At 74.2% G+C, this 25,486-nt stretch carries 20 protein-coding genes and 2 tRNA genes; 11 read left to right on the top strand and 11 right to left on the bottom strand.

The features are described 5' to 3' along the window. Window positions 1-28: 28 nt before the first annotated feature. Complete coding sequence (locus ACYVM4_RS01495; protein ID WP_460667423.1) at window positions 29-2,146, top strand: prolyl oligopeptidase family serine peptidase; 2,118 nt, start codon at window positions 29-31, stop codon at window positions 2,144-2,146. Window positions 2,147-2,159: 13 nt separating this feature from the next. On the opposite strand, the gene ACYVM4_RS01490 is transcribed toward ACYVM4_RS01495, so the two are convergent. From ACYVM4_RS01490 to ACYVM4_RS01475, 4 genes are all read right to left on the bottom strand, one after another. Then, a complete protein-coding gene (locus tag ACYVM4_RS01490) occupies window positions 2,160-2,570 on the bottom strand; it encodes a phage holin family protein (RefSeq protein ID WP_368820837.1) in 411 nt (136 codons plus the stop codon). Window positions 2,571-2,622: 52 nt separating this feature from the next. Continuing rightward, window positions 2,623-3,048: a spore germination protein GerW family protein gene (locus tag ACYVM4_RS01485; protein ID WP_460667422.1), complete on the bottom strand. Its 426-nt coding sequence runs from the start codon at window positions 3,046-3,048 to the stop codon at window positions 2,623-2,625. Window positions 3,049-3,232: 184 nt separating this feature from the next. After that, window positions 3,233-3,321: transfer RNA gene (locus ACYVM4_RS01480), tRNA-Ser, on the bottom strand. Between the two features lie 62 nt (window positions 3,322-3,383). Continuing rightward, window positions 3,384-4,490: a glycosyltransferase gene (locus ACYVM4_RS01475; RefSeq protein WP_460667421.1), complete on the bottom strand. Its 1,107-nt coding sequence runs from the start codon at window positions 4,488-4,490 to the stop codon at window positions 3,384-3,386. A 210-nt stretch (window positions 4,491-4,700) separates the two neighbouring features. Here ACYVM4_RS01475 and ACYVM4_RS01470 point away from each other — a divergent pair, with 210 nt between their 5' ends. After that, a complete protein-coding gene (locus ACYVM4_RS01470; protein ID WP_368820840.1) occupies window positions 4,701-6,167 on the top strand; it encodes a lipopolysaccharide biosynthesis protein in 1,467 nt (488 codons plus the stop codon). A gap of 12 nt (window positions 6,168-6,179) precedes the next feature. Here ACYVM4_RS01470 and ACYVM4_RS01465 read toward each other — a convergent pair whose 3' ends face one another. The 4 genes from ACYVM4_RS01465 to ACYVM4_RS01450 form a co-directional block, all read right to left on the bottom strand. Further along, window positions 6,180-8,276, bottom strand: a complete 2,097-nt coding sequence (locus tag ACYVM4_RS01465; RefSeq protein WP_460667420.1) for an acyltransferase family protein — start codon at window positions 8,274-8,276, stop codon at window positions 6,180-6,182. 88 nt (window positions 8,277-8,364) lie between these two features. Then, window positions 8,365-9,459: a glycosyltransferase gene (locus ACYVM4_RS01460; RefSeq protein WP_368820842.1), complete on the bottom strand. Its 1,095-nt coding sequence runs from the start codon at window positions 9,457-9,459 to the stop codon at window positions 8,365-8,367. A 64-nt stretch (window positions 9,460-9,523) separates the two neighbouring features. Next, on the bottom strand, window positions 9,524-11,710 hold the full coding sequence (locus ACYVM4_RS01455; protein WP_460667419.1) for a RecQ family ATP-dependent DNA helicase: 2,187 nt from the start codon (window positions 11,708-11,710) through the stop codon (window positions 9,524-9,526). Between the two features lie 616 nt (window positions 11,711-12,326). After that, the gene (locus ACYVM4_RS01450) at window positions 12,327-14,123 is read right to left on the bottom strand and encodes an AMP-binding protein (protein WP_460667418.1); all 1,797 of its coding nucleotides are present in this window, start codon (window positions 14,121-14,123) and stop codon (window positions 12,327-12,329) included. A gap of 160 nt (window positions 14,124-14,283) precedes the next feature. Between ACYVM4_RS01450 and ACYVM4_RS01445 the strand changes: the two genes are divergently transcribed. Beyond that, entirely contained in the window at window positions 14,284-15,810 is a 1,527-nt protein-coding gene (locus ACYVM4_RS01445) for an MFS transporter (RefSeq protein WP_460667417.1), read from the top strand. A gap of 9 nt (window positions 15,811-15,819) precedes the next feature. Here ACYVM4_RS01445 and ACYVM4_RS01440 read toward each other — a convergent pair whose 3' ends face one another. Further along, a complete protein-coding gene (locus tag ACYVM4_RS01440) occupies window positions 15,820-17,112 on the bottom strand; it encodes a DUF2254 domain-containing protein (protein WP_460667416.1) in 1,293 nt (430 codons plus the stop codon). A 120-nt stretch (window positions 17,113-17,232) separates the two neighbouring features. On the opposite strand from ACYVM4_RS01440, the gene pstS reads away from it, so the two are divergent. Together pstS and ACYVM4_RS01430 are read left to right on the top strand one after the other, a co-directional pair. Beyond that, entirely contained in the window at window positions 17,233-18,381 is a 1,149-nt protein-coding gene (pstS, locus tag ACYVM4_RS01435) for a phosphate ABC transporter substrate-binding protein PstS (protein ID WP_368820847.1), read from the top strand. A 29-nt stretch (window positions 18,382-18,410) separates the two neighbouring features. Further along, the gene (locus tag ACYVM4_RS01430) at window positions 18,411-19,481 is read left to right on the top strand and encodes an ArsO family NAD(P)H-dependent flavin-containing monooxygenase (RefSeq protein WP_460667415.1); all 1,071 of its coding nucleotides are present in this window, start codon (window positions 18,411-18,413) and stop codon (window positions 19,479-19,481) included. Between the two features lie 19 nt (window positions 19,482-19,500). Here ACYVM4_RS01430 and ACYVM4_RS01425 read toward each other — a convergent pair whose 3' ends face one another. Beyond that, window positions 19,501-19,725, bottom strand: a complete 225-nt coding sequence (locus ACYVM4_RS01425; RefSeq protein ID WP_368820849.1) for a hypothetical protein — start codon at window positions 19,723-19,725, stop codon at window positions 19,501-19,503. Between the two features lie 154 nt (window positions 19,726-19,879). Here ACYVM4_RS01425 and ACYVM4_RS01420 point away from each other — a divergent pair, with 154 nt between their 5' ends. Together ACYVM4_RS01420 and ACYVM4_RS01415 are read left to right on the top strand one after the other, a co-directional pair. Then, complete coding sequence (locus ACYVM4_RS01420) at window positions 19,880-20,134, top strand: hypothetical protein (protein WP_368820850.1); 255 nt, start codon at window positions 19,880-19,882, stop codon at window positions 20,132-20,134. A gap of 165 nt (window positions 20,135-20,299) precedes the next feature. Next, complete coding sequence (locus ACYVM4_RS01415; protein WP_368820851.1) at window positions 20,300-20,584, top strand: hypothetical protein; 285 nt, start codon at window positions 20,300-20,302, stop codon at window positions 20,582-20,584. A gap of 108 nt (window positions 20,585-20,692) precedes the next feature. On the opposite strand, the gene ACYVM4_RS01410 is transcribed toward ACYVM4_RS01415, so the two are convergent. Beyond that, window positions 20,693-20,765: transfer RNA gene (locus ACYVM4_RS01410), tRNA-Lys, on the bottom strand. A gap of 183 nt (window positions 20,766-20,948) precedes the next feature. Here ACYVM4_RS01410 and glsA point away from each other — a divergent pair. The 4 genes from glsA to ACYVM4_RS01390 all read left to right on the top strand — a co-directional run bounded on the left by glsA (window position 20,949) and on the right by ACYVM4_RS01390 (window position 25,436). Further along, a complete protein-coding gene (glsA, locus tag ACYVM4_RS01405) occupies window positions 20,949-22,820 on the top strand; it encodes a glutaminase A (protein ID WP_460667414.1) in 1,872 nt (623 codons plus the stop codon). Window positions 22,821-22,863: 43 nt separating this feature from the next. Beyond that, window positions 22,864-23,508 carry a hypothetical protein gene (locus ACYVM4_RS01400; RefSeq protein ID WP_017832008.1) on the top strand — a complete coding sequence of 215 codons (645 nt, stop codon included), beginning with the start codon at window positions 22,864-22,866 and terminating at the stop codon, window positions 23,506-23,508. 292 nt (window positions 23,509-23,800) lie between these two features. After that, window positions 23,801-24,415 (top strand): DUF47 domain-containing protein, encoded by a 615-nt coding sequence (locus tag ACYVM4_RS01395; RefSeq protein ID WP_460667413.1) that lies wholly within the window; start codon window positions 23,801-23,803, stop codon window positions 24,413-24,415. 43 nt (window positions 24,416-24,458) lie between these two features. Beyond that, complete coding sequence (locus ACYVM4_RS01390; protein WP_368820855.1) at window positions 24,459-25,436, top strand: inorganic phosphate transporter; 978 nt, start codon at window positions 24,459-24,461, stop codon at window positions 25,434-25,436. Window positions 25,437-25,486: the final 50 nt, after the last annotated feature.

Below are 25,486 nucleotides of genomic sequence, written 5' to 3'. Positions count from 1 at the left end.
GCACGGGGCTGCGCCTACGATGGCGGACATGACCGAGACCGCGCAGACCGCCGCCCGCCCGACCGCCGAGCAGCCGCACGACGAGAACCTGTGGCTGGAGGAGATCACGGGGGCCGCGCCCCTGGAGTGGGTCGCCGGGCAGAACGCCCGCACCCTGGCGGCGCTCGAGAGCCCGGGGCTGCGCCGTCTCGAGGCCGACGTGCTCGCGGTCATGGACTCGACCGAGCGGATCCCCATGGTCGCCAAGCACGGGCCGCACTACTACAACTTCTGGCGCGACGCCGAGCACCCGCGCGGCGTCTTCCGCCGCACCACGTGGGAGTCCTGGGTCGGCGAGGACACCGAGTGGGAGGTGCTGCTCGACGTCGACGCGCTGGCCGCCGAGGAGGGCGTCGACTGGGTCTGGGGCGGTGCCCGGCTGCTGCGCCCCCACTACACCGGCGGGCGTCACCGGCGGGCGCTGTTCAGCCTCTCCCCCGACGGCGGCGACGCGAAGCGGGTGCGCGAGTTCGACCTCGACGAGCGCCGGTTCGTGCCCGGCGGTTTCGACGTCCCCACGGCGAAGTCCACCGTGACGTGGATGGACGCCGACACCCTGCACGTGGGCACCGACTTCGGCCCCGGCTCGATGACCACGTCCTCCTATCCCCGCACGGTCCGCGTCCTGCGCCGCGGGCAGGCCCTCGCCGAGGCCCGTCAGGTGTTCGAGGTGGCCGAGGACCACGTCCAGGCGGTGCTCGTGCGCGACCACACCCCGGGCTTCGTGCGGGACGTGGCCGTGGACGTGGTGGACTTCTTCGCCTCCCGCACCTACCTGGTGCGGGACGAGGAGCTCGTGCACGTCGACGTCCCCGACTCGGTGACGGTGGACCTGCACCGGCAGTGGCTGCTGCTGCGCCCGCAGGAGGAGCTCGAGCTGGACGGGACCGTGCACCCGGCCGGCTCACTGCTCGTGGCCGAGCTGGAGGCGTTCCTGGCCGGGGGCCGCTCCGTGACCGCCGTGTTCGTCCCGGACGCGCACACCTCCCTGCAGTCCTGGTCCTGGACGGCCGACCGGCTGCTCCTCAACCTGCTGCAGGACGTCTCCTCGGTGGTGCGGGTCGCCGAGCCGGGTTTCTGGACCTCGTCGGAGCTGCCCGGGTCGCCGGCGCTGTCCAGCGTGGACGCCTACGCCGTCGACGACGAGGACCCGGAGGCGGGCAACGACTACTGGCTCGTGGCCACCGGCTTCCTCACCCCCACCACCGTGTCCCGCGGCACCGTCCCGGCCGGCGGCGGGGCGGTGGCCCCGCCGCGCACGGCGAGGACCGCACCGGCGTTCTTCGACGCGGCCGGGCTGTCGGTCGAGCAGCACTTCGCGGTCTCCGCGGACGGCACCCGGGTGCCCTACTTCCAGGTGGGCCCGGCCGACCTGGTCCTCGACGGGGCGAACCCGACGCTGCTCTCGGGCTACGGGGGCTTCGAGGTCTCCCGGACCCCCGCCTACTCGGGGGCGCTCGGACGGTCCTGGCTGACCCGCACCGACGACGCCGGGCGGTCCGGGGTCTACGTCCTCGCCAACATCCGCGGCGGCGGGGAGTACGGCCCGGCGTGGCACCGGGCCGCGCTGCAGGAGAACCGGCACCGGGCGTACGAGGACTTCGCGGCTGTCGCCGCGGACCTGCAGGCCCGCGGGGTGTGCTCCCGGGAAACGCTCGCGTGCTCGGGCGGCTCCAACGGCGGGCTGCTCGTGGGCAACATGCTCACCGGGCACCCCGAGCTGTTCGGGGCGGTCTCCTGCGGGGTGCCCCTGCTGGACATGCGCCGCTACACGAAACTGTCCGCGGGCTACTCCTGGATCGCGGAGTACGGCGACCCGGACGACCCCGAGCAGTGGGAGTCCGTCCGCACGTTCTCGCCGTACCACCTGCTGGAGGAGGGGCGGGACTACCCGGACGTCCTCTTCTGGACCGCCACGAGCGACGACCGCGTGGGCCCCGTCCAGGCGCGCAAGGCCGCCGCGCGGATGCTCGGCATGGGCTACGAGAACGTGTGGTTCTACGAGGCCACCGACGGCGGGCACGCGGGCGCGGGCGACAACAAGCAGGCCGCCCGCCTGCACGCGCTCTCCCACGAGTTCCTCTGGACGGCGCTGCACCGGGGCTGAGCCCCGGCACGGGTCAGCGCTTCTCGCGGTCGGGGACGATCCAGCCCATCACGAGGGAGACCACCCCGATGATCAGGGTGGCGAGCACCGCCGTCCAGAGGAAGGAGTCGATCTCGAGCCGGAGCGGCGTGAAGGAGCTCAGCCAGGACGTCAGCCACAGCATCGCCGCGTTGACCACGATGGCGAACAGCCCCAGCGTGAGGCAGGTGATCGGCAGCGACAGGATCGACAGCACGGGCCGCACGACCGCGTTCACGACGCCGAACACCAGGCCGACGAACAGGTAGGCCAGCACCGACGCCGCAGTCTCGCCGCCGACGGCCGAGACGACGGACGGGTCCGCCGCGATGCCCATCCCGGGCAGGATCCAGGCGGCCACCCAGATGGCGAGCGCGTTGACGAGGACACGGAGCAGGAACGACATGGTGTCATCCTGTCAGGCCCCGGTGGCAGGGCGACAGGGGTGGGGCGGGCGCTCAGGAGCGGCGGGTGGCGAGGGCCCAGCCGACCACGCCGAGCGCCGCGACGAAGGCCAGGCCGACGGGCAGGGCGATCCGGACCGGCTCCACGGCCGGCTGCCACGTCACGGCGCCGTCGTGCAGCACGTACACCCCGGCCGGGGAGGCATTGATCCCGTAGCCGAGGCCCGAGCCGCTGCCGGAGTCGCCGTGCTGCTCCCCGGAACCACCACCGCCGCCGCCCCAGCCGCGGACGTGGGCCACGGGAACGATCGTGGCGCCGTCGAGGTCGTAGGCCTCGCCGAACACGCGGCGCACCGTCACGGCGTCGAGGGCCCGTTCCAGCACGGAGTGGTCCGGGGCGCCGGACTCCCACAGCGCGGTGGTCCGCTCCGAGGACGGGTCGGACGGGCGGGACGGGACGGCGGGCTGCTGCTCGGACATGGTCTTCCCCCCTGGGATCGGTCCGTCGGCGACGCTGAGCACCAGTGTAGGAAGCGGACCCGGCGGCGGTCACGGGCGCGGCCGCAGATGACGCGCGGCACCGGGGCCGGTGGAGGCCCCGGAACGCGAGACACCCCGGACCGGAGGTCCGGGGTGTCTGCGATGTCCGGGGACATCGCGAGCGCGGAGACGGGGGGATTTGAACCCCCGGTCGAGTTTAACCCCGACCCTTCATTAGCAGTGAAGTCCATTCGGCCGCTCTGGCACGTCTCCATCCGCGGCCCACCACTCGGGTGGACAACACAGGCCAGCTTAAGGGAGGACTGGGCACGGGGTCAAAGCCGACGGCGCCCGTGCCGCCCGGCGAGCACGGAGCGGTAGAGCCGGTCGAGGTCCGCGGCGATCCGCTCGGACCCGTAGACGGAGCGGATCTCCTCCGCCATGGCCTCCGGGCCGAGCAGTCCGGGGTCCGCCACGACGTCGAGCACGGCACCGCCGAAGGCCTCGGGGGTGCGCTCGGCCACGAGGCGCCCGTTGCCCGGGTGCACGAAGTCCCCCTGCCCGCCGAGGGCGCCCATGACCACCGGCCGGCCCGCGGCGAGGGCCTCGGCCGCCGCCACGCAGAACGTCTCCGAACGGCTGGGCAGCAGGAACACGTCGGCGGCGGCCAGGCGCCGCTGCACCTCGTCCGCGCCGACGTTGCCCAGCAGCCGCACGCGCTCCCCGACCCCGAGCCGGCGCGCGCGGTCCCGGACCTCCTGCTCGAGTCCGCCGGAGCCGCACCAGGTGAGTCGGACGTCGTGGCCGGCGTCGCGCAGCCACGCCACGGTGTCGACCGCCAGGAGGGGGTCCTTGATGTCGCGCAGGGCGCCGACCGCGACGAGCTCGAGGGTGCTCCCCCGCGGCGGGGCCGTGACGTGCTCGGCGTGGTCGACCACGTTGCCGATCCGCTCGACCCTGTCGGCCGGCGCGAAGCGGCGCAGCACGTCGCACATCATGGTGCTCACGCCGGTGACGCGGTCCGGAACGCGCAGGATCCGGCGGCTCCCGGCGAGGCGCCGCCACACGGGCCCGTTCTGCTCGGGGGTGAGCACGCCGTTCCAGTGCTCCGTGTGCACCCACGGGCGGCGCCCCGCGAGGGGCAGGCAGACGAGCGCGGCCGAGAAGGGCATGGTGTGCAGGACGTCGGCGCCGGCCAGGTGGCGGCGGAGCGCGGCGTACGCCCGCATCAGCGTGACCGGGTGCCGCGGGTCGAACGGGAGCCGGAGCACCGGCACCCCGTCCCACCGGTCCTGGACGGCCGGCCCGGTGCGCAGCAGCCGCAGGTGCAGCACCCGGACGTCGTGGTGGCGGGCGGCGGCGCGGACGTGTCGGGGGACGAAGGGCGTCTCCCCGGGCCGCTCCGCGGACGGGTACCAGGTGCTGACGACGAGCACGCGCACGGCGCTCAGCCCTTCCCGGCGCCGGTGCGGCCGGGGGCGTCGTCGGGCGCGGTGCTGAACGGGGTGCTGCGGACGGTGCTGGACGAAGTGGGGGCGGCGATCATGGTGCCACCCTATCGGCGGGCCACGCCCGGGGCGGTCCCCGGACGGCGACCGGGCGCGAGTAGACTCGGGCGCGATGACCAGCCCAGCCCCCGGGTCGGCCGCCTGATGTCCCGGCTGCGCTCGATCCTCTTCCCGCCGCCCAACCACGCGAACACCGACAACCCCCTGGGGTCGGCGTTCGCGCTGACCGTGGTGGCCGTGTTCGTCCAGGGGCTGTCCCGCTTCGGCTACAGCGTCCTGGTGGGCAATCTGCTGGGGCAGGAGGCGCTCGCCGAGGTCAACCTGACGATCTCGCTGGCCCTGTTCCTCGTGCTGCTGTGGCCCCAGGCCTCGGGCACGGGGGCCGCCAAGTTCATCGCGATGGCCCGGGGCCGCCAGGACCCCGAGGGGCAGGCGGCGACGGCCTCCTTCACCGCGACCAGCGCGTCCGCGGGCATGGCGCTGCTGTCCGTCTCGGCGGTGCTCTACGCCGCGTTCGCGCTCGAGCTCTCCTGGGGCTTCGCGGTCTCGGCGGGCCTGCTCGTGCTCTCCCTGTCGGCCTACAACTTCGTGCGCGGCGTCCGCACGGGCAACAACCAGTTCGTGACGACGACGGCGTGGGACACCATCAGCTCGTTCCTCACCCTCACCCTGCTGCTGCTGGTCCTGCTCGCCGGCTGGCACTGGGTCCTGCTGCTGCCCCTGATCCTCGGCTACTCGGTCTACGCGCTGCCCTCCTGGCCGCGCCGCACCGGGGCGCGCCTCGACCCGGCGCTGCGCCGGGAGATCCTGGTCTTCACCGCCTGGGGTTCGGCTCACCTGCTGGCGGCGAGCGGCCTGATGCAGCTGTCCCTGGTGATCGGCGACAGCTTCGCCACGAAGGCCGAGGTCGGCCTCTACGCCGCCGCGGTGTCCCTCGCGACCCCCGCCAGCATGCTGTCCGGGGCCATGCTCACCGCGCTGTCCCCGAGCGTGGCCCGCATGTACGCCGCGGGGGACACCGCGGGCCTGACCCGCCAGGTGGACACGATCCTGCGCACCATGGTCACGGTCTTCCTGCCGGTCTTCGGCGTGGGGGCCCTGTGGGCGGAACCCGTCCTCCGGCTGGTCTACTTCGGGGACCCCGAGTTCGTGAACGCCGAGCCGCTGCTGGTCGTGCTGTTCCTGGCCGTCTCGGCGACCAGCTTCAACGCCGCCAACGCCCGGCTCAACGGCACCGAGCCCTGGGGGGTCAAGGTGCTCGCCGCCGCCAACGGGCTCGGCCTGGTGCTGGGCGTGGTCACGATGCTCCTGCTGGGCCCGGAGCTCGGGATCACGGCCTCCGCGGTCGGCTACCTCGTGGGCTCGCTCCTGAGCGCGCTGCTGCCGCTGCTCGTGGTCTGGCGGCTCGACCGGATGCGGTGGGGCACGGTCCTGCTGCGGATCGTGGCCGGCTACGCGATGATCCTGGTCGCGCTCCAGGTGCTCGGCCCCGACTTCAGGGTGCTGCCGGCGCTCGGGGCGACCGCCGTGTTCCTCGCGGTCTGGGCCGGGCTCAGCGCCCGGGACCTGCGGCCCGCGCTGCGCGCCGTGGGCGCCCGGCTCCGTCGCTGAGCCGGCGCCGGCTCACCCGCCGGGCAGCGGCCGGGCCCGCTGCCCGAGCCACTGGTCGAACTGCTCGGCGAAGGCCGGGACCATCGTGACCACGTAGTCGCGGGGCATGTGGTTGTCGTCCATGTAGACCCAGCGGTTGCCGATCCGGGACGAGCACGTGCCGTCGGGGCAGATCCAGTCGCTCATGTCGACGCTGACGAAGTTCCCGTGCCGCCCCGTCAGGGCGTCGGCCGGGTTCTGCGGGGCGAGCTTCTGCGCCCGCGGCGGGTTGCAGCGCTCGGCGTCCGGGCCGTCCTGGTCGATGCAGGTGACCATGTTGAAGGAGAACCGCGGGTTGTCCCGGATCCCGACCACCGTGATGCCCCGCTCGTCGAGGTCGTCCAGGAGCTGCGGGAACCCGGGGGCGATCTGCTCGCCGGGCCCCTCGTCGGCGGTGACGGTGGACGTGGTGAGCACGACGTCGATCCCGTGGTCCTCGATGTACTGGTCGGTGAGACCGATCAGTTCCCGGCACTCGGTGTTGTCGGTGGTCTCCACGGGCTGGAACCGGCAGGCGCCCCGGATGACGGAGACCAGGTTCCAGCCGCGGTCCTCGGCGACGCGCTGGAACGCCGGCAGCCACTGCTCGGCGTGGGAGTTGCCGACCACCATGGCGTCGACCTCGGCGTCCGGGTCGACCGGCAGGGTCGAGCAGGCCACCTTGTAGCCGTCGAACCACTCCTCCGTCGCGGCGTCGCAGGACTCCGGCAGCTCCGACCACTGACCCTCCCGCACCAGCGGGTTCGGGATCGTGGGCACCTGCGGGTCCCGTTCCCAGGCGAGGTCCCCGGTCAGCACCGCGGCCCCCGGGTTCTCGAGGACGGCCTGCTCCGCGGCCTCCTGGGCGTGCCGGTCCAGCACCACCCGCGCCCCGGAGACGGGGACGAGCACGAGGGCCGCGCACAGCACCACGAGCCCGAGCTGGTGCCTGCCGGCACGGGCTCCGGTGCGGGGCCGCAGGGGCCGTTCGACGAGCCGGTGCACCAGCACGCCCAGGACGATGCTGCCCAGGAGGATGAGCAGCCCGTGCAGCGGCGTGGCCTTGGCGCGGTCCGTGACCACCAGGTAGGTGACGAGCACGGGCCAGTGCACCAGGTAGACGGCGTAGGACGCCTCGCCCAGGACCAGCAGGGGCCGGCGGCCGAGCAGGGCGTCGGCCCCGCGGGGGTCGCCGGTGTGCCCGGCGAGGATCACCAGAGCCGCCCCGGTCAGCGGCCACAGGGCGGCCCAGCCCGGGAAGGAGCCCTGGACGTCGAGGACGAGCCCGCACACGGCGATGGCCACGAGCCCGGTCCAGCCCAGCACGAGGCGCAGCGCGCCCGGCAGGGTGACGCCGCGCAGCACGGCCAGGGCCAGCAGGGACCCGAGGGCGAACTCCCACAGCCGGGCGCGGGTGTCGAAGTAGGCGAAGGCCTGCTCGTTGCCCGTGGAGACCACCGAGAAGACGAAGGAGGCGAGGAAGACGGCGCCGAACACGCCGGTGGCCACCGTGGCGACGGACCACCGGGTGCGCCGGGCGACCAGTCCGCACAGGGCCAGGAGCAGGGGCCACAGCAGGAACACCTGGCCCTGCACGGACAGGGACCAGAAGTGCTGGAACGGGCTGGCCAAGGAGGTGTCCGCGGCGTAGTAGTCGACCGCGTTGAACGCGAGCACCCAGTTCTGGGAGTACAGCACCGTGGCCGCCGCCTCCTCGATCGCGGCGTACCACCGGTCGGGCGGGAACAGCATCCGCACCATGACGAGGGTGCCCAGCACCGTGACGACCACGGGAGGCAGCAGCCGCGAGAACGTCCTGGTCCAGTAGCGGCCCAGCTGCGGCCCCTTCCCGGCCTCGAGCCGCCGGACGAAGGAGAGCGTCATGAGGAACGCCGAGATGAACAGGAAGACGTCCACTCCGCCCGAGACCCCGCCGATCCACACGTGGTAGACGGCGACCAGGAGGACGGCCACGGTGCGCAGCCCCTGGACCTCGGGGCGGAAGCGGTGGGCGGGGGCGGCCGTGCCCGCCGGGGGCGCGGTGCTGCTCGCGACCCCGGGGGAAGGGTCGGCGGGGAGGAGACGGCTCATGGAGTTCTCTCGTCGGGCGGGGGGTCGGACGACTGGCTCGACACCATTGTTCCACCGCACGGTGGCGCCGCACGGTCGCGCCGCACGGTCACATCAGCAGGGACGCGACCATGAACCGCAGGGGGGCCTCGCGGTGCAGGACCCTGCGCGGGTCCCGGGTGAGCAGGGTGGTGGGCCAGCCGAAGCGGCGACGGGCGTTGTCCACCCGGAGGATGGCCTCCGCCGTCGCCTCCGGCCGGACGACGAGGTCCAGGACCTCCCGGTCCGCGCGGGACAGCACGGTGAGCGCCCGGGGTGCGCGCGACGCGACCAGGTCGAGCAGGCTGCCCACCTGGTGCGTGTCCTCCGGGGACCACCGTCCGGCGGCGGTCCGGCCGCGGACCGTGCCGAAGACCTGGACCCGGAGGATCTTGGCGGCGATCGCCGTCCGCTGCTCCACGCCCAGCCCGGCGTACCAGGAGCCGCCGAGCAGGTCGGTCGCCGCGGCGAGGTCGTCCGTCAGGGGCCGCGGCGCGGCACTGATCCGGTCGGCGGCCCCCTCCCGCAGGAGGTAGCCGGCGCCGCGGGGCGCGAGGTCGACCCGCCCGTCGCCGAACCAGGCTCGGACCACCAGCTCCTGGTCCTCCCCGGTGGCGTACCGGCCGTTGAAGCGGACCCCGCGGTCCACCAGGAGCTCCCGGCGGAGCAGCCCGAAGACGTGGGTGCGGTAGGCGAGCCGGTCCTTGACCGGGTCGAGGTCCGCGCGGCGGAAGGGCCGCGGCACGGGGGTGCGCACCGGCCGACCGGAGTCCTTGACCAGGCGTGGGAGCACCGCCGCCGAGCCGTGGCGTTCGGCGGTCGCCGTCCAGGCCGCGAGGGCCCCGGGGGCGAGGGTGTCGTCGCTGTCCACGAAGGACACGTACCGGGCGCGGGAGCGCTCGAGGGCCAGGTTGCGGGGCCCGGCCGGGTTGCTGGTGCCGTCGAAGCACTCCACGAGCTCGACGAGCGGACGGTGCTCCGCGGCGAGGCGGTCGCGGATCAGTGCGGCCTCGACGTTGTGGCACACCACCGTGATGTGCACCCCGCCGTGGTCGCCGACCGGGAGCCCCCCGGCCAGCACGGAGCCGACGGCCCGGTCCACGGGCCGGGCGGTGGTGTGCACCGGGATGATGACGTCGACGAGCGGCGTGGGGGCAGAGGACACGCAGGCCAGCGTACAAGACCGCGCCGGGCCGGGCCGCCCGGCGCCGCCCGGCGCGGTCCGCGCCTCAGCCCTGGGAGGCCAGGACGAACGGCAGCACGGGTCCGGAACCGGCCCGGCGCAGCGCGCGGGCGGCCACGGCGAGCGTCCAGCGGCTGTCCACGAGGTCGTCGACCAGCAGCACCGGGCGCCCGCCCAGCCGGTCCAGCCCCTCCGCGAGCTCGGGCGGCACCCGGAACTTCTCCCACAGGGCCGCGAGGCGGTACGCACTGTTGCCGCCGTGCCCGCCGGACGGGAAGCCCTCGGGGACGTCGAGCTCCCCGAGATAGGGCAGGTGCCCGACCTCGGCCATGCCCTCCGCCAGGGAGCGCACGAGCCGGGGACGCGAGCGGGACGGGACCGAGACGACGGCCGCGGGCCGGTCCGCCCAGCGCCACTCGGCGAGCACCTGGACGCACGCCCGGCCGAGGGCGGGGTCCACCGGCCCGTCGACCGGCGCGCCCTCCTCGTCGGTGCGGAACACCTCGCGCAGCCGGTTGCCCCAGCCGAGGTCCGTGAGCCGGGCCAGGGCCCGGCCCTCGGCGCAGCGCTCCTGCTCCGGGATGCGGCCCTTGACCTCGACCCCGAGGCGCGGCATCCCGGTGGGCCACTGGGCGCGCGGCTCCACCACGACGCCCACGCGGGTCAGGGCGGCCCCGGCGGTGTCGGTGGCGGACTCGTCGACGGTCGTGGGGTACCAGGGGCCGGCGCAGCTGTCGCAGCGCCCGCACGCCTCGGCGGTGGCGTCGTCGAGCTGCCGGGCGAGGAACTCCATGCGGCACCCGGTGGTGCGCTCGTACTCGAGCATGGCGTCCTGCTCGGCCACCCGTGCCGCGGCGATCCGGCCGTAGCGCTCGGCGTCGTAGCGCCACGGCACGCCCGTGCTCTGCCAGCCGCCCTGCACGCGCTCCACCGCGCCCTCGACGGCGAGGACCTTCAGGAGCAGCTCGAGCGGGCTGCGCCGGACGTCCACGCGGGACTCCAGCACGGCCACGGACAGGGCCCCGCCCGCGGCCTCCAGCTCGCCCAGGACGGCGGCGGCCTTCTGCTCGGTGGGCATCGACGAGGTGGCGAAGTACTCCCAGATCCGGCGGTCCTCGGTGCCCGGCAGCAGCAGGACGTCCGCGTTGTCCGTGGCGCGGCCCGCACGGCCCACCTGCTGGTAGTAGGCCACGGGCGAGGACGGCGCGCCCAGGTGGACCACGAAGCCCAGGTCCGGCTTGTCGAAGCCCATGCCGAGCGCGGAGGTGGCCACGAGGGCCTTGACCCGGTTCTCCTTGAGGGCGGCCTCGAGCTCCTCGCGCTCGCCCTGGTCGGTGCGCCCGGTGTAGGCGCGCACCGGGATCCCGGCGTCGGCGAGCGCCTGGGCGGTGTCCTCGGCGGCTCCCACGGTCAGCGCGTAGATGATCCCGCTGCCCGGGAGGGACTCGACGTGCTCGAGCAGCCAGGCCAGGCGCGCCGTGGCCGAGGGCAGGTCCAGCACGCCGAGGCGCAGGGACGCCCGGGACAGCGGGCCGCGGAGAGTGAAGACCTCCCCCGTGCTGCTGCCGCCGGGACGCACGCCCAGCTGCTCCTCGACGTCGGCGACCACGCGCTCGTTCGCGGTGGCGGTCGTGGCCAGGACGGGGACCTGCTCCGGGAGCCGGGCGATGAGGTCGCGGATGCGCCGGTAGTCGGGCCGGAAGTCGTGGCCCCAGTCGGAGATGCAGTGCGCCTCGTCCACCACGAGCAGCCCGAGCCGGGCGACCAGCTGCGGCAGCTGCTGCTCCCGGAACACGGGGTTGTTGAGCCGCTCCGGGGAGACCAGCAGGACGTCGAGCTCGTCGGCCTCCAGCTGCGCGGCGACCTGCCCCCACTCGGTGGCGTTGGCGGAGTTGATGGCCGCCGCCCGCACGCCCGCGCGGGCGGCGGCGGAGACCTGGTCCCGCATGAGGGCCAGCAGCGGGGAGACGATCAGGGTGGGCCCGCGCCCCCGGGCACGCAGGAGCAGGGCGGAGAGGAAGTAGACCGCGGACTTGCCCCAGCCGGTCCGCTGCACCACCAGGGCCCGCCGGCCGCGCCCCACGAGCGCCTCGACCGCCTCGAACTGCCCGGGGTGGAAGGCGGCGTCCGCCCGGCCGGTGAGCGCGCGCAGGAGGTGGAGCGCGTCCTCGTGCAGGGCCGGGTCCGTCCCGGTGTCGTGGGCGGCGATGTCGTGGGCGGGGGAAGTCGTCATGGTCCCAGTCTTCCAGGGCCCCCCGACGCCGCCCCACCGGAGGTCAGGACGTGCAGTGGCGACAGGGCCCGGACAGAGCGATGCGCCCGCTGCCCATCCGTTGAACGGATGGCCCCCGCAGCGGGCGCATCGACCGGCCTGACGGCCGGTGGCGAGCAGAGACTCGCCTGGCGGGAGTACCGCCCCCCAGCGGTGCTCCCATTCGGTTCACCCCCCGATGAACCGGCTGCACCGGCACCCCCCGATGCCTGCGTGCGTGCGGCCCATCCCCCGATGAACCGCGGTCGATCCGCCCCCCGGCGGATCGGTTGGTTCTGCCCCATCGGGTGAACCAATTGCCACCATGGTGGCAGGGTTTCTGTGACCTGTCACGGCCCGTGAAGTCACATTCGGTTTGGTGGACATCGAAGCTGAATCATGTGTTTGCACTAGTCAACGACAGGTTCGGCCCCGACCTCTCATTACCGATCGGTATTGCGCGGCGGCGAGCGTGGCACGAAGTGGGGACACCCCGCACGCGGGGTGTCCCCCGTTGGGCGCACGGCCGGGACCGTGCGTTACGTCACGTTGCGGGCACGGCACCCCGGTCCGGTCGCGGGGCGCCGTGCGCGGGCGCTCAGCCGCGCAGCCCCGGGAAGTCGGCCTCCGTGTACTCGACGCCGTACCCGTCGGCCCCGGGATCCGCGGCGGCGGAGCGGTCCGCCGCCGCCTCCCGCTCGCGCAGCGCCACCCGGCGGATCTTGCCGGAGATCGTCTTCGGCAGGTCGGTGAACTCGACCCGGCGCACCCGCTTGTAGGGCGCGAGGTTCTCCCGGGCGAAGCGCAGGATCTCTCCCGCGAGCTCCCGGGTGGGCTCGGCGCCGGCGGCGAGCACCAGGTAGGCCTTCGGCACCGCGTGCCGGACCGGGTCCGGCGCCGGGACCACGGCGGCCTCGGCCACCGCGGGGTGCTCGATGAGCACGGATTCCAGCTCGAACGGGGAGATCCGGTAGTCGGAGGCCTTGAAGACGTCGTCTGTGCGGCCCACGTACGTGTAGACGCCGTGCTCGTCGCGGCGGGCGATGTCGCGGGTGTGGTACCAGCCGTCCTTGACGACCTCGGCCGTGCGCTCTGGCTCGTCGATGTAGCCCGCCATGATCCCGGGCGGGTCGTCGTCGACCTTCAGGCAGATCTCCCCCTCCTCGGCGGGCGCGCCCGTCTGCGGGTCGAAGAGGTCGACGACGAAACCCGGCAGGGGCCGGCCCATGGCCCCCGGCGCCACCGGCTGCCCGGGGGTGTTGGCGATCTGCAGCGTGGTCTCCGTCTGGCCGTAGCCGTCCCGGATGGTCACGCCCCACGCGTCCTGCACCCGGCGGATCACCTCGGGGTTGAGCGGTTCGCCGGCGGAGACGGCGGACGCCGGCGGGTCCTGCACCCGGTGCAGGTCGGCCTGGATGAGCATCCGCCAGACGGTGGGCGGGGCGCAGAAGCTGGTGACCCCGGCCCGGCCCATCTGCGCCAGGAGCCCGACCGCGTCGAAGCGGGCCTGGTTGTGGATGAACACGGTGGCCTCAGCGATCCACGGGGCGAAGAAGTTGGACCACGAGTGCTTGCCCCATCCCGGGGAGGCGATGTTCAGGTGGACGTCCCCGGGGCGCAGGCCCATCCAGTAGACCGTGGACAGGTGCCCGAAGGAGTACGAGTAGTGGGTGTGCTCCACGAGCTTGGCCTGGGACGTGGTGCCGGAGGTGAAGTACAGCAGCAGGGGGTCCCGGGAGCGCGTGGCGCCCTCCGGGACGAAGACGGGGTCCGCGGCCGCGGCCTCCGCGTACGGGTGCACGGGACGGCCGGGCAGCTGCGCGCGCACTCCCTCGACCTCCGCGCCGGCGCCGACGACGACGAGCTCGTAGTCGCCGTCGACGCCCGCGAACTTGGGCGCGTTGGCGGTGTCCGTGACGACCCACGAGACCTTGCCCCGCTGCACGCGGTCCAGCAGGTCGGCGGGCGGCATCATGACGGCGGTCGGGATCAGGGGCGCGCCCAGCTTCATGCCGGCGAGCTGGGTCTCCCACAGCTCGAGCCGGTTGCCGAGCATGAGCAGGACTCGGTCGCCACGCCGCACCCCCAGGCCCCGCAGCCAGTTCGCGGTGCGGGCAGAGGACTCGGCGAGTTCCCGGAAGGTCCGCCGGAGCTCCGTGCCGTCCTCCTCGACGATCCACAGCGCGTCCCGGGCCCCGCGCTCCGGGTCCCCGGCGACGTGGTCGAACCAGTCCAGGGCGAAGTTGAAGTGCTCCATCCGGGGCCAGCTGAACTCCTCGCGGGCCCGGTCGTAGTCCTCGCGCAGCTCCAGGACGCGGTCCCGGGCCGCCTCGTACTGCTCGGAGACGCCGGGGGCGTCGTCGGACGTCGTGCCTGTGGGGACCGGCTCGGCCATCGGGGACCTCATTCTTTCCGCTGCGGGCCGGACGGGACCGTCCGGCGGGCCATCCCGAGCAGTCTAGTGCGCCCCGCCGCCGCCCGTCCGGGCCGGGCGCGGTGCCGGCTCTGGAAGGATGGGGCCCGCACCCCACGCCCCGGAAGGAGCCCGCCCCGCCATGCTGTCCCCGGCACCCGACGTCCCGGTCCGCGCCGGCGCCCGCGAGTGGGCCGCCCTCGTGGTCCTGATGCTGCCGGTGCTGCTGATCTCCGTGGACAACACGGTCCTGAACTTCGCGCTGCCGGAGATCTCCCGCGAGCTCGGCCCGACCGGCACGCAGCTGCTGTGGATGGTGGACGCCTATCCGCTGGTGCTCGCCGGGCTGCTCGTGCCCATGGGCTCCCTCGGGGACCGGGTGGGCCGCCGCCGGCTGCTGCTGGTGGGCAGCACGGGCTTCGCGGCCGTGTCCGCGCTCGCCGCGCTCGCCCCGACCGGGGAGGCGCTCGTCGCCGCCCGGGCGCTGCTGGGCCTTTTCGGGTCGATGCTGATGCCCGCCACCCTGTCCCTGCTGCGCAACATCTTCCACGACGCGACGCAGCGGCGCACGGCCATCGCGGTGTGGGCCACCGGCTTCTCGGCGGGCGGGATCCTGGGCCCGGTGGTGGGCGGGTTCCTGCTCCAGCACTTCTGGTGGGGGTCCGTGTTCCTCCTGGCGGTCCCGGTGCTGCTGCCGCTGCTGGTCCTGGCGCCGGTGCTGGTGCCCGAGTCCCGCAACCCGGCGCCGGGCCCGGTGGACGTGCCCAGCGCCGCGCTGATCATGACCGCCATGGTGGCGCTGGTCCACGGCATCAAGGACCTCGGCGGGCACGGCCCGTCCGCCGGCGTGCTGGCCGCCGCGGTGGTGGCCGTGGCCGCCGGGGGGCTGTTCGTGCGCCGGCAGCTGCGCAGCCCGGTGCCGATGCTGGACCTGCGGCTCTTCCGCCACGCCCCCTTCACCGGCGGGCTGCTCAACAACCTGGTGGCCTCGACCACCTTCATCGGCTTCCTGTTCTTCGTCTCCCAGTACCTGCAGCTCGTGGAGGGCATGCCGCCCCTGGAGGCGGGCCTGGCCCTCATGCCGGGCGCCGCCGTCACGATCGCCTCGGGTCTGCTGGTGGTGCGCGTGGTCGGCTTCGTGCCCCCGGCGCTCGTGCTCGGCGGCGGGCTGCTGGTCATGGCCTCGGGCTTCCTGCTCGTCCTGCTCGGCGACCTCTCCGGCGGGCTCGTGCTCGTGGTCGCCCTCATGGTCATCGGGCTGGGCTCGGGCGCGGCCCAGACGATCGCCGGGGACCTGATCCTCACCGAGGTGGCCCCCGAGCAGGCCGGTGCCGCCTCGGCGATCTCGGAGACCGCCTACGAGCTGGGGGCCGGGCTCGGCGTGGCCGTCCTGGGCACGGCCGTGACCGCGACCTACGCCCGCCGGATGGCCGTGCCGCCCGGACTGGACCCCGAGCAGGCCGCCACCGCGTCCGAGACCCTCGGCGGGGCGGTCGACGTCGCCGCAGGCCTCGGCCCGGACGCCTCCGGGGAGCTCCTGACCTCGTCCGTCGCGGCCTTCGAGGCCGGCGTGCACCTGTCCGCCGGGATCGGCGCCGCCCTGCTGGCCGGGACCGCGGTGCTCGTGGGCCTGCTGCTGCGCCGGGTCCCGCGGCTCCGCCGCCGGTAGCGGATCCGCTCAGCCGGCCGAGCGCAGCCTGACGTGCTGCTCCACCCGGGCGAGGTCCCGGGGGTGCGGTGCGCTGTCCCGGAACCGGTCGAGCAGGACGTCGACGTGCTCGTGGGCCTGCCGCCGCACGGACGGGTGGACGCTCGCCGCCTCGATGCGGGCGGCGAGGTCCACGAGGGCCAGCAGGACGCTCACGTGCCCGGTGGCGTGCGGGCCGATCTGGTCGAACGGCATGTCCACGATCTCCTCGACCCCCACCGTCCCGTAGCGGAGCCGGTGCACGCCGTCGACGACCACGGTGTTCCCCGGGAGGGGGCGGGCCACGGCCGTGACGATCCCGGAGGCGACCTCCTCGACGGCGTTGACCGCGGTGTAGGGGTCGTTGGTGCTCGGGGAGAGGGCGCGCACGGCGAGCTCCACCACCTGCTGCTCCGCGAAGCGGACGTCCTGGAGCGCCGAGCGGGAGTCGCCCACCCGCACGCAGCGCCGCAGCCGGCCTGCGAGCTCCTCGGCCCGGTGCTCGGGCCACACCCGGACCAGCGGCTCCGCCGCCAGGACGTGGTCGCCCACCCGCGGGACGAGTTCGACGACGACGTCACCGGCCTCGGCGTGGTCCCGGAGCCGCTCGAGGTCGACGCCGACGACGTAGCCCACGCTGTCCGCCCGAACCTCTCCCCCACCGCTGCGGCGCCCCGCGGTCCGGACCAGCTCCTCCGGCGTCTCCTCCGGGTGCCACCGCTCGATCACGTCCAGCAGGTGCCGGCGCGCACCGTGGACGAGGGTGTCCACCTGCACGGAGTCCGCGATGTGGTGGATGAAGTAGACGACCAGGGCGACGTCCGCGACGGCCATCAGCACCCCGAGGTTGACCGCCAGGTGCGGGACGAACGGCTGCGCGAGGTCGTCGGAGGCCGAGCGGATCGTGCGCAGGACCAGCAGCGTGTAGATGAAGGTGGAGACCAGCATGCCCAGCACCACCTGGTTGCCGCGGTCCGCCATGAAGTTGCGCACCAGGCGGGGGCCGTACGTGGAGCTGGCCGTGGCGATCACGGAGATGGTGATGGAGAAGGCGGTCGCGGCCACGCCGAGCATCGACCCGCCGATCGCGGAGAGCATCGACCGGGACCCGTCGATGCCGACGGCGTAGAGCCACGCGATCCACGGGGAGTCCAGGTCCTGGGGCAGCCACCGGTCGGCGGCCACGGCGGACTGGGCCAGGACGACGGCGGCGAGCACGCACACGGCGGGCAGGAACCAGAACCTGTCGAACACCCGGCGCCAGGAGCCGGAGAGCTTTTCCATGGGCTCACCCTAGACCGGGCCTGCGCACCGGTGGCGGTAGGCTGGGCGCCCGGACCCGCGCGCCCGCGGGCGCGCCACCTCCCTGTCGCCCCACCCTGACCGCTCCGAGGAGACCTCCCCATGCTCAACGCTTCGCGACCGCCCCGACGGAACAGGACCGCCCGGGTGCTGCGGGCCGGCGCGGCGCCGGCCCTGGTCCTGGCCCTGACGGCGCTCACCGGCTGCGGCTCCGACTACCCCCTCGGCGAGGAGCAGCGCCGGGCCGCGGAGGAGGGCGGCTCGGACCTGTCCGGGATCCTCACCGGCGTGGGGTCCTCGGCGCAGAACGCCGCCATGCTGACGTGGCGCAGCGGCTTCGAGTCGATGCACCCGGACGCGCAGGTGCAGTACCTCTCCGCGGGCTCCGGCGCGGGGCGCAGCGCCCTCGTGGGCGGCGGCACCGACTTCGCCGGCTCGGACGCCTACCTGGACGAGGAGGAGCAGGCCGAGGTCCGCGACTTCTGCGGTCCCGGGGGCGCGCTGAACATCCCCGTCTACATCTCCCCGATCAGCGTGGCCTTCAACCTGCCCGGCATCCAGGAGCTCGACCTCGACGCCGGGACCATCGCGGGCATCTTCCGCCACGAGATCACCCGGTGGGACGACCCGGCGATCGCCGCCCAGAACCCCGGCGTGGAGCTGCCCGATCTGCCGATCACGCCCATCGCCCGTGCGGACGACTCGGGGACGACCGAGAACTTCACCGACTACCTGCACTCGGTGGTCCCCGAGGTGTGGACGGACGAGGAGGACGGCGGCTGGCCGGCGGACCTGCCCACGGAGCGCTCCCAGGGCAACGCCGGGGTCGTGAGCCTCACGGCGGAGACCGAGGGCGCCGTCACCTACGCGGACGACTCGCTCGTGGACGAGTCCCTCGGCAAGGCAAGGGTGAAGGTCGGCTCCGAGTACGTGGCCGTGTCCGGCGAGGCGGCCGGCACCGCGGTGGGCGAGGCCACCCGGGTGGAGGGCACCGGCCCGCACGACATCGCCCTCGAGCTGGACCGCGAGCCGGACGCGGCCGGGGCCTATCCGGTGGTCCTGGTGTCCTACCACATCTACTGCAGCAGCTACGCGGACCCGGAGGTCCTCGAGCTGGCGAAGGAGTTCGGGCACTACGTGGTCAGCGAGGAGGGCCAGCAGGCCTCCTCGGAGGCCGTCAAGAGCGCCCCGCTGCCGGAGAACCTGACCGCCGAGGCGCAGGCGGCCCTGGACTCGATCAGCCTCCGCTGACCGGTCGGGACGGGAGCGCGGGCGGGGACGTGGACGAGGACGGGGACGAGGTCCTCGACGTCGCGGTGGTGGGCGCCGGACAGGCCGCGCTGGCCGTGGGTTACTACCTCCGGCGCACCGGCCTGTCGTTCGCGCTGCTCGACGAGCAGGAGGCGCCGGGCGGGGCGTGGCGGCACGTCTGGCCGTCGCTGCGGCTCTTCTCCCCCGCGGGGTACTCGTCGCTGCCCGGGCACCCGATGCCGGACACGGGCGGGGCCGCCCCGGACGCCGGGCACGTCGTCGACTACCTGTCCCGGTACGAGGAGCGCTACGGGCTGCCCGTCCGGCGGCCGGTCCGGGTGCGGGCCGTGCACCGCGACGGGGCGGGCTTCCGACTGGTGACGGACGACGGCGAGCTGCGGGCGCGCGCCGTCGTGAGCGCCACCGGCACGTGGTCGCAGCCGTTCTGGCCCGTCCTGCCCGGGCAGCGGGAGTTCCGGGGCGAGCAGGTGCACAGCGCCCACTACGACGGGCCCGGACGGTACCGCGGCCGCCGCGTTCTCGTGGTGGGCGGGGCGAACTCCGGGGCGCAGATCGCCGCCGAGCTCGCCGGGGCGAGCGAGCTGACGTGGTGCACGAACGCCCCGCTCCGCTACCTCCCCGACGAGGTCGACGGGCGCGAGCTGTTCCGCGTGGCCACGCTGCGCGCCCAGGCCGTCGCCGAGGGCAGCCCGGATCCCGGCGGGGTGGCGAGCCTCGGCGACGTGGTGGCCGTCCCCGCCGTGCGCCGCGCCCGCGAGGCCGGGGTGCTCGACCCCCGGCCGATGTTCACGCGGTTCACCGCGGACGGCGTGGTCCTGGCGGACGGCCGGGAGCAGCCGTTGGACGCCGTCGTCTGGTGCACCGGGTTCCACCCGGCCCTGCGGCACCTCCGGCCGCTGCGCCTGCGGGAGGACGACGGGCGGATCCGCACCGACGGCACGGCCTCCACCCGGGTGCCCGGCCTGTACCTCGTGGGGTACGGGGACTGGACGGGTCCCGGATCGGCGACCCTCATCGGTGTGGGCCGCTCGGCGCGGGACACGGTCGCGGCGGTGCGGGAGCGGCTCGCCGGCGGCTGACGCCCGCCCCGGCGGCGCCCTAGGCCGGACCGTCGGGGCCGGTGTCCTCCGGGCGGCGGTCCCGCCGGACGAAGCGGACCACCCGGACGGCGATCAGCCCGGCCCAGAGCAGCAGCAGGACGAGCACGAGGGCGCTGAACATCCCGTCCTCCGAGGACCAGGTGAGGAGCTGGCCCGCGAGCAGCAGCACCGCGGTCGCGGACAGGAGGACGAGAGCGGTGCGCTCGCTGCTTCGCTCGGACATGGCGGCTCCTGCCGGTCGGCGTCCTGGTCCCCGGATCCTCGCACATCCCGGGTGCGTGCGTCCTGCCGGGAGCGGGGCCCACCTGTCGTCCTTCTCCCGCGGCGGCGGCCCGCCCCGCTACCGTGGAGTGGTCCCCGACAGAGAGGCTCCTCCGATGCGCCGCACCCTTCCCGCCGTGGCCCTGCTCGTGCTGACACTGACCGGGTGCGACGACCGGCCGGAGGAGGTGGAGAGCACTCCCGGCGTCTCCCCCACCTCCTTCAGCCCTCCTCCCCCGGTCACCGCCACCCCGCCCCCGACGCCTGACGGCGTGCCGACGGATCCCGGGACCGGGTCCGCGGCTCCCGCGCCGGACCAGCCGGGCCCCGAGTCGGTCCCCACTCCCTCCGAGCAGCTCGACGGGCAGTAGGGCGGCCCCGGCGGGGCTGCGTCGTCGCCGGGCAGGACAAAAGTGCAGGGGATGCCGACGGACGTCTACACCTCGATCCCTCGGCGACACGCGCACGCCGCGCGGACACCCGGGACCTCGTATGCATAAACATGGGCATACCCCCTCTCCCTGGAAGGCACCCCCATGTACGAGAACACCGCTCTCGTTCCCCGCCCCCGCTGGGCGACCCGTCAGGAGCTGACCGATCCCGAGACGGTCACCAACTCGCGGGAGCTGCCCACCCGGTCCCTCGCCGGCCCCTCACCGGTCGCGCTTCTGGAGACCTGGGAGGTCATCACCACCGCGGACGGCTCCTACGCCCACCGCGACGGCCTCGTCCTCCACATCGGCCACGAGGCGTGGACCGTGGAGCAGGCCAGAGCCCTGCGCGACCGCATCGACGAGGCCCTCGCCCTGCTCGAGCAGTAGCACCATCGGCCCCGCCGCGCTGCCCCGCGCGCCGGGGCAACTGATGGAGGACAAGGAAAGAACCCCACCGGCTCCGGTCGCACCGGCAGTGATGGGGTTCTCCTCGGGTGGGCCCCGTGGGGCTCGAACCCACGACCCATGGATTAAAAGTCCACTGCTCTACCAACTGAGCTAGAGGCCCGTGCTCCACCGGCGGGCACGGGGCGCGGCCGGTCCGGAGCGGGCACCACTCTACCGCACGGTCTCCCCGGGAGCCGGTGCGCGCCGCCCGGGGCGACCCGCCCCGGATGTGCACAGCCGCCTGACGGTTAGAGTGGTGGGCAGTTCCGTGCCACCCACGCCCACCCCGACCGGAGGACCGACCGTGCCGCACCCGAGCACCGAGGAAGAAGGACGCGCGGAGACGGGGCTCTTCGGCCCGTCGGCCGTCACCGAGTACCTCGAGCAGGTGGTGGAGCAGCTGCGGGACGTCCGCGGCGGCGAGCCCAGCTCCTCCATCCCCGCCCTGGCGGGAGCCGACACCGAGCGCTTCGGCATCGTCATCGCCACCGCGGACGGCCACGTGTACGAGGCGGGCAGCACGCGGGACGAGTTCAGCATCCAGTCGATCTCCAAGGCGTTCACCTACGCCCTCGCCCTCTCCGACCTCGGGGCGGAGGCCGTGCACGCGAAGATGGACGTGGAGCCGAGCGGGGACGCCTACAACGAGATCTCCCTCCAGCCCGGCAGCGGGCGCCCCGCCAACCCGATGATCAACGCCGGTGCGATCGCCTCGACGTGGCTCGTCCCCGACAGCGACCGCGACCTGCGCCGGGATCGGATCCGCGACGCCTACTCCCGGTGCGCGGGCCGGGACCTGGCGATCAGTCCCGAGGTCCTCTCCCAGGAGCACGACGCCGGGGACCGCAACCGGGCCCTCGGCTACCTCCTGGCCTCCGCCGGCATCATCGAGGGGGACCCGACCCAGGCCCTCGAGGACTACTTCGCCCAGTGCTCGGTGCTGATCACGTGCCGCGACCTCGCCCTGATGGGCGCGACCCTCGCCAACGCCGGCACGAACCCGCTGACCGGGGACGAGGTCTTCGACGTCGACACGGTCTCCCGGGTGCTCTCCGTCATGAGCTCCTGCGGGATGTACGACGACGCCGGCGAGTGGATGGTCCGGGTGGGCCTGCCTGCGAAGTCCGGGGTGGGCGGCGGCATCATCGCCGTCCTGCCCGGGGAGCTGGCCGTGGCCACCTTCTCCCCGGCGCTGGACCGGCACGGCAACAGCGTGCGCGGGGTGCTCGCGTGCGAGCGGCTCTCCCAGGACCTCGACCTGCACTTCACGCACACCGCCCGGGTGGCCCACTCCACGGTCCGCGCCAGCTACCCGATCGACCAGTCCCCGTCACTGGTGCGCCGCAACGCCGAGGCGGAGGCGGTGCTGGCCGAGCACGGCAGGGACGGCGTCGTCGTGGAGCTCCAGGGCGACCTGCTGTTCACGGGCACGGAGACCGCGATCCGCACGGTCCGCGACATCGCCTACGACGCCTCGTACGTGGTGGTGGACATGCGCCGGGTGGACGTGATCGCCGAGTACGCGATGCCGCTCCTGGCCAAGACCCGCGCCGAGCTGCACGCGGCGGGCCGCACCGTGGTGGTGGTCGCCAGCGACCCGGGCTTCGCCGGCTCCTTCCGGGGCGATCCGCCGCTCGAGGTGTTCCCCAGCCGGGCCGCGGCCATCAAGTGGGTCGAGGACCGGCTGCTCGAGGAGCACGGCGGACCGGAGTGCACCCCGTCCCGGGTGAAGCCCGTGGAGTCCGAGCTGTTCTCCCGGCTGGACCCGGAGGACGCCCGCGACCTCCGCGCGCGGACCGTCGAGCGGACGTGGGCGGCCGGGGAGAACATCCTGCGCACGGGTCAGAACTTCGCCGGCATCCACCTCATCGTCAGCGGGAGCGTGTCGATGTCCCTACGCACGCCCATCGGCGAGCGCGTCGAGCTGCAGGTCCTCGGCCCGGGGATGAGCTTCGGGGAGCTCGCCCTCGGCACCGGGAACAAGCAGCACGCGACCCTGAGCGCCGTCACCGACGTCACCGCACGGGTGCTGCTACCGCAGGCGCTCGCGGAGCTCGAGCTGGAGGAGCCCGCCCTGGGCCTGCGGCTGTGGAAGGCGCTGGCCCGGGACGGCTTCGAGCAGACCGACCAGCAGTGGCGGGACGCGGCGGTGCACGCCTCGACCAGCGACTGGTGAGCGCTCCGTGGCCCGCCGCGGGCCACGGCCGTACGCTGGACGCATGAGCGACGCGCCCCGCCACCACAAGCCGGTGAAGTTCTCCCCGGAGCAGTTCGAAGCGCACGAGGGCGGGCCCGACCCGGCCCGCGTTTCCGAGGCGGCCCACCTCGCCGCCCATGCCCTCGTCTCCCGCGGGCGCGCCAGCGACGATCCCGAGATCAGCCGGCGGCTCATCGAGCTGACCGACGAGCAGGGCCTGGAGGGGATCGCCGAGATGTGGGCGGAGGCCCCGGCGGTGTCCCTGCCCGGGGCCCTGTGGCGGCTCTACGCCCTGCGGGCGGGGGTGCGGAAGGACCCGGTGCGGATGGGCCGCTACTTCACGGCGGGACGGGGCACCGCCCAGGTCTCCCACGTGGTGGCCGGCGTCGCGGAGCCCCCCGGGGCGGACGAGATCACCTCGATGGCGGACGCGATCCTCTCCGGGGCGTTCAACGGGGAGTTCGACGTCGCCCTGGACCGGTTCGCGGCGTTCTGCCGCGTGATCGCCCTGGGCCGGATCCGGCTGGCGGACACGGGGCAGATGCCGGTCGTGGACCCGGACGCGGCACGGGCGCCGAGCACCGTGGCCCTCACCCAGCGGCTCGAGCGGACCGCGGAGGAGCTCGAGGCCGCGGCGCACCAGTGGCGCCGCGGCCACCTCGACTGAGTCCCGCCGCCCCGGCGGCTGCGCGCCCGGCCGTGCGGGAGCCCACAGCCGCAGGACTTGGCCCCACGCGCACGTCGACTACCATGGACCCCAGGTGCCGGGCCGCGGCAGCCCCGGGCTCCATCACATAGCCGCCACGAGCGGCCTTCCGCCGAGAGGCGCTCCCGGTCCGGCACCGCCCTCCCCCTCTCTCCGGGACCGCCGGCCGCCCGCGGGCCGTTCGACGGTCCCATGTACAGTGAGACCCGCCGTGCTCCGCGGCGCAGGTCCCGACGCCCAGGACGGTCAGCACATGGCGCTTCGCATCTTCCCGGAGGACGAGCTGGTCCTGGACCTGCTGGCCGACATGTCGGGACAGGTGACGGAGAGCGTGCGGCTCCTGTCCGAGCTGCTGGGCTCCCCCGAGGCCGACGTCGCGACCCTCGACGCGATCCGCGAGTGCGAGGCCCGGTCCACGGACCTGTACTTCTCCGTGATGACCACGGTGCGCTCCACGTTCGTGATCCCCATCCCCCGGCAGGACGTCTACATCCTGGGGCACTGGCTCAACAAGGCCGCGGAGGAGCTGCTGGCGGTCGCGGAGGCGCACGTCGCCTACGGACTCACCCGGCCACCCTCGTACGCCACGGACCAGCTCGGGGTGATCGAGCGGATGTCCGAGCTCACCACCCGGGCGATGCGCGACCTCGGCAGCCTCCAGGGCCTGGACGACTACTGGTACGAGATGCTGCGGCTGGGCAAGCAGTCCGAGCGCATCTACCAGCTGCACATGGGTCACCTGCTCGAGAACCACAAGGCGATCCCCGCGATGCGGCGGGAGCGCGCCGTCCGGCGCTTCGCCGGGGCCGCCCGGGCCCTGGTGCGGGTCTCCACCGAGGTGGGCCGCATCGTCGTGGCGGAGTCCTGACTCCGTGCTGACGGCCCTGACAGTCCTGGGGATCGTCCTGACCGTGACCCACACCGTCGTCAACGGTTTCCACGACGCCCCCAACGCCCTCGCCCTGCCGGTGCGCTTCCGCGCCCTCACCCCCCGGGTGGGCCTGGTGTTCACCGCCCTCGTCAACGTGGCCGGCGTGTGGGCCGCCGCGTACCTGCTCGCGGACTGGGTCATCACGGGCGTCCCGGTGCCGCACGACGTGGTCGGCTCCGCGACGATCGTCTGCGCCCTGGTGACCACGATCGGCTGGAACCTGCTCACCTGGTGGTGGGGCATGCCCAGCTCGTCGACCACAGCGCTGGCCGGCGGGCTGCTCGGCGCCCTGCTGGGCGCCCGCGCGGTGGGGCTCGTGGCGGAGAACCCGCTCACGGCCACGGCCCTCTACCAGGTCGTTGTGCCCCTCGTGCTGGCGCCGCTGGTCGCCTACGCCGCGGCCTGGGTGCTCGTGGTGCCCCTGCTGCACGCGCTGCGCCACTCCGAGCCGGACGCCACCACGTTCCGATCCCGGCTCGTCCTGGCCATCGGCGCGGCGGCCGTCTCCTTCGGGCACGGCATCCACCACGGTCGCCGGGCCGTCTGGGTCTTCGCGACGCTGATGCTGTGCGCGGGCCTCCAGGATCCGCTGGCGGACGGTGCCGTACCGTGGCCCTTCCTGGTCGTCGCGGCCGGGCTGGCCGTGGGCACCCTGTTCGGGGCCTGGCGGATCGCCTACACCCTGTCCTCCCGGATGATCACGACCGACCCGTTCCGCGGCGCGGTGGCCCAGGGCGTGGCGGGGGCCCTGCTGTTCCTGGGCGGGACGCTGATCCCCGTGCCGATGTCCACGTCCCAGACCACGGCCGCCGCGATCCTCGGCGCGGGGCGCCAGCAGCGCTTCCACACGGTCAACGTCCGGGTGGTGCGGCGGGTCCTCCTGGTGTGGGTCCTCACCGTCCCGGTGTGCGCGACGATCTCCGGGACGCTCCTGCTCGCCCTCTCGCCGCTGCTGTAGGGACCCGCCGCGGGACCCCGCACCCCGGTCGGGAGCACCGACGACGACGG

This window comes from Kocuria himachalensis, assembly GCF_054784195.1.
Note: the sequence above shows the minus strand (reverse complement) of the source record. Positions and strands in the feature narration are given on the sequence as shown.

Bases quoted from the DNA above. Each gene is read 5' to 3' on its own strand.
- ACYVM4_RS01495 (WP_460667423.1), top strand. From the start codon at position 29: ATGACCGAGACCGCGCAGACCGCCGCCCGCCCGACCGCCGAGCAGCCG.
- ACYVM4_RS01490 (WP_368820837.1), bottom strand. From the start codon at position 2,570: ATGTCGTTCCTGCTCCGTGTCCTCGTCAACGCGCTCGCCATCTGGGTG.
- ACYVM4_RS01485 (WP_460667422.1), bottom strand. From the start codon at position 3,048: ATGTCCGAGCAGCAGCCCGCCGTCCCGTCCCGCCCGTCCGACCCGTCC.
- ACYVM4_RS01470 (WP_368820840.1), top strand. From the start codon at position 4,701: ATGTCCCGGCTGCGCTCGATCCTCTTCCCGCCGCCCAACCACGCGAAC.
- ACYVM4_RS01465 (WP_460667420.1), bottom strand. From the start codon at position 8,276: ATGAGCCGTCTCCTCCCCGCCGACCCTTCCCCCGGGGTCGCGAGCAGC.
- ACYVM4_RS01455 (WP_460667419.1), bottom strand. From the start codon at position 11,710: ATGACGACTTCCCCCGCCCACGACATCGCCGCCCACGACACCGGGACG.
- ACYVM4_RS01450 (WP_460667418.1), bottom strand. From the start codon at position 14,123: ATGGCCGAGCCGGTCCCCACAGGCACGACGTCCGACGACGCCCCCGGC.
- ACYVM4_RS01445 (WP_460667417.1), top strand. From the start codon at position 14,284: ATGCTGTCCCCGGCACCCGACGTCCCGGTCCGCGCCGGCGCCCGCGAG.
- ACYVM4_RS01440 (WP_460667416.1), bottom strand. From the start codon at position 17,112: ATGGAAAAGCTCTCCGGCTCCTGGCGCCGGGTGTTCGACAGGTTCTGG.
- pstS (WP_368820847.1), top strand. From the start codon at position 17,233: ATGCTCAACGCTTCGCGACCGCCCCGACGGAACAGGACCGCCCGGGTG.
- ACYVM4_RS01425 (WP_368820849.1), bottom strand. From the start codon at position 19,725: ATGTCCGAGCGAAGCAGCGAGCGCACCGCTCTCGTCCTCCTGTCCGCG.
- ACYVM4_RS01420 (WP_368820850.1), top strand. From the start codon at position 19,880: ATGCGCCGCACCCTTCCCGCCGTGGCCCTGCTCGTGCTGACACTGACC.
- ACYVM4_RS01415 (WP_368820851.1), top strand. From the start codon at position 20,300: ATGTACGAGAACACCGCTCTCGTTCCCCGCCCCCGCTGGGCGACCCGT.
- ACYVM4_RS01400 (WP_017832008.1), top strand. From the start codon at position 22,864: ATGAGCGACGCGCCCCGCCACCACAAGCCGGTGAAGTTCTCCCCGGAG.
- ACYVM4_RS01395 (WP_460667413.1), top strand. From the start codon at position 23,801: ATGGCGCTTCGCATCTTCCCGGAGGACGAGCTGGTCCTGGACCTGCTG.